This window comes from Streptomyces sp. NPDC005070, from assembly GCF_053600395.1.
The window spans coordinates 1-4,367 of sequence record NZ_JBSFZS010000279.1 but is presented as its reverse complement, the minus strand read 5'-3'; the positions used below and the strand labels follow the sequence as shown (position 1 = coordinate 4,367).

The 4,367-nt window shown below is 69.3% G+C and carries 4 protein-coding genes; 3 read left to right on the top strand and 1 reads right to left on the bottom strand.

Going from position 1 to position 4,367, the window contains the following annotated elements:
• Together ACWEBX_RS37585 and ACWEBX_RS37580 are read left to right on the top strand one after the other, a co-directional pair.
• Positions 1-674: diacylglycerol/lipid kinase family protein (locus tag ACWEBX_RS37585; RefSeq protein WP_451889224.1), on the top strand; the 674-nt coding region annotated here is incomplete at its 5' end.
• 318 nt (positions 675-992) lie between these two features.
• On the top strand, positions 993-1,250 hold the full coding sequence (locus tag ACWEBX_RS37580; protein ID WP_006380970.1) for a WhiB family transcriptional regulator: 258 nt from the start codon (positions 993-995) through the stop codon (positions 1,248-1,250).
• A gap of 253 nt (positions 1,251-1,503) precedes the next feature.
• On the opposite strand, the gene ACWEBX_RS37575 is transcribed toward ACWEBX_RS37580, so the two are convergent.
• On the bottom strand, positions 1,504-2,970 hold the full coding sequence (locus ACWEBX_RS37575) for a PAS domain-containing sensor histidine kinase (RefSeq protein ID WP_451889225.1): 1,467 nt from the start codon (positions 2,968-2,970) through the stop codon (positions 1,504-1,506).
• Between the two features lie 555 nt (positions 2,971-3,525).
• Between ACWEBX_RS37575 and nagB the strand changes: the two genes are divergently transcribed.
• Complete coding sequence (nagB, locus tag ACWEBX_RS37570) at positions 3,526-4,311, top strand: glucosamine-6-phosphate deaminase (protein WP_355772389.1); 786 nt, start codon at positions 3,526-3,528, stop codon at positions 4,309-4,311.
• Positions 4,312-4,367: the final 56 nt, after the last annotated feature.

The following is a 4,367-nucleotide window of genomic DNA, read 5'->3' as shown; positions in this document are numbered from 1 at the left end:
TCGCCCGCGCCCTGGGCCTGCCGAACGACGCCGTGGAGGCGACCGGCGCCCTGCTGGACGCGCTGCGCGAGGAGCGCGAGCGCACGGTCGGCCTCGGCCTGGCCGCGGGCACGCCCGGCACCGAGGACGAGTCCGTCCCCTCCCGCTGGTTCACCTTCTGCGCCGGTCTCGGCTTCGACGCCGGGGTGGTGGGCCGGGTCGAACAGCAGCGCGAACTCGGCCGGCGCTCCACACACGCGCTGTATCTGCGCCAAGTGCTGCGGCAGTTTCTGGACGATCCGCACCGCCGGCGCGGAGTGATCACCCTGGAGCGCCCCGGCGCCGACCCGGTCACCGATCTGGTCCTGTCGATCATCTGCAACACCTCGCCGTGGACGTTTCTCGGCAATCGTCCGGTGTACGCGGCGCCTAAGGCCTCGTTCGATACCGGGCTCGACGTACTCGCGCTCAGCCGCATGTCGACGCCCGCGGTCGCCCGGTATGCCACCCAGTTGCTCACTTCGTCCCCCGAGCGTGGACCCCACGGCAAGCACGCTGTCACTCTGCATGACCTGGCGGACTTCACCTTGCATTCGAAGGTCCCGCTCCCCCTTCAGATGGACGGTGACCATCTGGGACTGCGTACGAGCGTGACGTTCACAGGCGTACACCGTGCACTGCGTGTGATTGTGTGAGTGGAAGGGGCCAAACTCCTTCCACTCGAACGTTTAGACCACGGTCCACCCCATGGAAGTACGGCTGTGACTCAGCCGACACCGAGGAATCAAAAAAAACTTTCCGGAAGGGGTTGTATCCGCCGCTGAGGTTTGCGAGTCTCTACGTGGCGCTCGGGACGGCCCGCAACATCGGCCCCACAGAGCACCGGAACCCCTCCTCACTTCTTAGGACCACACCAGTCCGTCTGGTTGTCGGCCCTTCACTTGTTGAGGGATTCGTGAAAGCGTTCACATTCACAAGCAACGTGCATGTAATACCAAGGAGAGGTAGCAGCCATGGACTGGCGTCACAACGCCGTTTGCCGCGAGGAAGACCCCGAGCTCTTCTTCCCCATCGGCAACACCGGTCCTGCGCTGCTGCAGATCGAGGAAGCCAAGGCCGTCTGCCGCCGCTGCCCCGTCATGGAGCAGTGCCTGCAGTGGGCGCTCGAGTCCGGCCAGGACTCCGGCGTCTGGGGTGGCCTCAGCGAGGACGAGCGCCGCGCAATGAAGCGCCGTGCCGCCCGCAACCGAGCTCGTCAGGCCACCGCCTGACGTTCCACCCCGCACGAGCCTGAGCTTGGCGGCGCGTACAGCGAGTACGCAACTCCCGCCCCCGAGCCGCAGCGCGCAGTACCCCGATGCGCTTGATGCAACGAGCTTTCAGCCCCGGACCACCTGGTGGTCCGGGGCTCATTGCTGTTCGCGTCCGGAATCGGTCACGGTGAGTGACGAGCCTCGGTGAGCGCCGACCGCCCCCGCGCGCAGGCCACTTGTGCGGCTCGTCCGCGCGTCGGACGCGGACCGGTCACTTGGGCACGACGACCGGGATGTCCAGGAGCACCTGGGTGCCGCGCTCGGGAGCGGGCACCATGTCGAAGGTGCCGCCCAACTCGCCCTCCACCAGCGTCCGTACGATCTGGAGGCCGAGGTTGCCCGAGCGGTGCGGGTCGAAGCCCTCGGGCAGCCCGACCCCGTCGTCCTGCACGGTGACCAGCAGCCGGGCTTCCTTGGACGTGCCGCCGCGCACCGCGGAGACCTCGACGGTGCCCCGGTCGCCCTCGCGGAAGCCATGCTCCAGCGCGTTCTGCAGGACCTCGGTGAGCACCATGGAGAGCGGGGTCGCGACCTCGGCGTCCAGGATGCCGAAGCGTCCGGTGCGCCGGCCGGTGACCTTGCCCGGCGAGATCTCGGCGACCATGGCGAGCACCCGGTCGGCGATCTCGTCGAACTCCACCCGCTCGTCCAGGTTCTGGGAGAGCGTCTCGTGCACGATCGCGATCGAGCCGACCCGGCGCACGGCCTCCTCCAGGGCTTCCCGGCCCCGGTCCGACTCGATGCGCCGGGCCTGGAGCCGCAGCAGGGCGGCCACCGTCTGGAGGTTGTTCTTCACCCGGTGGTGGATCTCCCGGATGGTGGCGTCCTTGGTGATCAATTCGCGCTCGCGGCGGCGCAGTTCGGTGACATCGCGGAGCAGGACCAGGGAACCGACGCGGGTGCCCTTGGGCTTGAGCGGGATCGCCCGGAGCTGGATCACCCCGTCGGCGCTCTCGATCTCGAACTCGCGGGGCGCCCAGCCGCTGGCGACCTTCGACAGCGCCTCGTCCACCGGGCCCCGGGACGGGGCGAGTTCGGCGGTCGTGGAGCCGAGGTTGTGCCCCACCAGGTCGGAGGCCAGACCGATGCGGTGGTACGCCGAGAGCGCGTTCGGCGAGGCGTACTGGACGATGCCGTCCGCGTCGAGGCGGATCAGTCCGTCGCCGACCCGGGGCGAGGCGTCCATGTCGACCTGCTGGTCGGGGAACGGGAAGGTCCCCGCCGCGATCATCTGCGCGAGGTCGGAGGCGCTCTGCAGATACGTCAGTTCGAGGCGGCTCGGAGTACGCACGGTGAGCAGGTTGGTGTTGCGCGCGATGACACCGAGGACGCGGCCCTCACGTCGTACGGGAATGGACTCGACCCGGACGGGTACCTCCTCGCGCCACTCGGGATCGCCCTCGCGCACGATCCGGCCCTCGTCGAGCGCCGCGTCCAGCAGGGGGCGGCGGCCGCGCGGGACCAGATGGCCGACCATGTCGTCCTGGTACGAGGTGGGCCCGGTGTTGGGGCGCATCTGGGCGACCGAGACGTAGCGGGTGCCGTCGCGCGTGGGGACCCACAGGACGAGGTCGGCGAAGGAGAGGTCGGAGAGCAGCTGCCACTCCGAGACCAGCAGATGCAGCCACTCGAGATCGGAGTCGTCGAGGGCTGTGTGCTGGCGTACGAGGTCGTTCATGGAGGGCACGTGTGCGAGCGTACCCGGAGGATCCGACAGGTCCCGAAATCGGCCGCGCGTCCGGAGCTCCGGAGGGGCGCCGCACGGCCCCGGAAACACCCGCGGGCCGCGGCGCCTGAGAGGGACCCTCAGCCCTCCCGGCACCGCAGCCCGGAGCAACAACGGCCGTGGGGTGTGCGGTCCCGGTCGGCCGAAGAGAGGAGCCGGTGCAGTCAGGGCAGAGAGCGCCGGTTCCTCGGTCCGTCTTCCTGTGCGGGGAAGACGGAGGCTTGTTCAGTTTCTCAGAGCATTGTGGACTAGACCATGGTTTCGCGTCCATGCGTCGACGGTCGTGTCCGAGCCGCGTCCGCACCCCCTGGACCTACGGTTGCTGTTCACCGTCCGCTCATCCAACACCACGAACTCCCCCCAGGCTATCCCGCATCGGTCCTTGATTCGGGCCGGGCGCCGGGGCGACGCAGGGGTGACGCTCTGCTAGATTGGTCTATACCACATGTGTCCCCCTTCGGATTCGGATGCGTTCCTGAGTCCCCTCTCCAGATCGGCAGGCCCAGCGTGGAAGTTGTCATCGTCCCGGACGCCAAGGCGGGCGGCGAGCTGATCGCCGAGGCCATGGCGGAACTGCTCCGGCGCAAGCCCGACGCGCTCCTCGGCGTGGCCACCGGCTCGACGCCGCTGCCCATCTACGCGGCGCTGGCGGCCAAGGTGGGTTCCGGTGCCGTGGACGCCTCGGGCGCGCGCATCGCACAGCTCGACGAGTACGTGGGGCTGCCGGCCGAGCACCCCGAGTCCTACCGCTCCGTGCTGCGGCGCGAGGTGCTGGAGCCGCTGGGCATCGGCATGGACGCCTTCATGGGGCCCGACGGCACGGCGGCGGACGTCCAGGCCGCGTGCGAGGCGTACGACAGGGCGCTGGCGGCGGCCGGCGGGGTCGACCTCCAGTTGCTGGGCATCGGCACGGACGGGCACATCGGGTTCAACGAACCGTGCTCCTCGCTCGCCTCGCGGACCCGCATCAAGACGCTGACCGAGCAGACCCGGGTGGACAACGCGCGGTTCTTCGACGGCGACATCGGGCAGGTGCCGCACCACGTCATCACCCAGGGCATCGGCACGATCCTGGAGGCGCGGCACCTGGTGCTGCTCGCGACCGGCGAGGGCAAGGCGGACGCCGTGGCCGCGACGGTCGAGGGGCCGGTCGCGGCGGTCTGCCCGGCGTCGGCGCTGCAACTTCACCCGCACGCGACGGTGGTCGTCGACGACGCCGCCGCCTCCAAGCTGAAGCTCGGGGACTACTTCCGGCAGACGTTCGCCGCCAAGCCGGAGTGGCAGGGGATCTGACGGGCGGGGCCCGGCGATATCGGAAGAGCGACTGGAAGGGAAAGAGAGTATGAGTT

Excerpts from the sequence above, each read along its gene's own strand:
- ACWEBX_RS37575 (WP_451889225.1), bottom strand. The coding sequence starts at position 2,970 with ATGAACGACCTCGTACGCCAGCACACAGCCCTCGACGACTCCGATCTC.
- ACWEBX_RS37580 (WP_006380970.1), top strand. The coding sequence starts at position 993 with ATGGACTGGCGTCACAACGCCGTTTGCCGCGAGGAAGACCCCGAGCTC.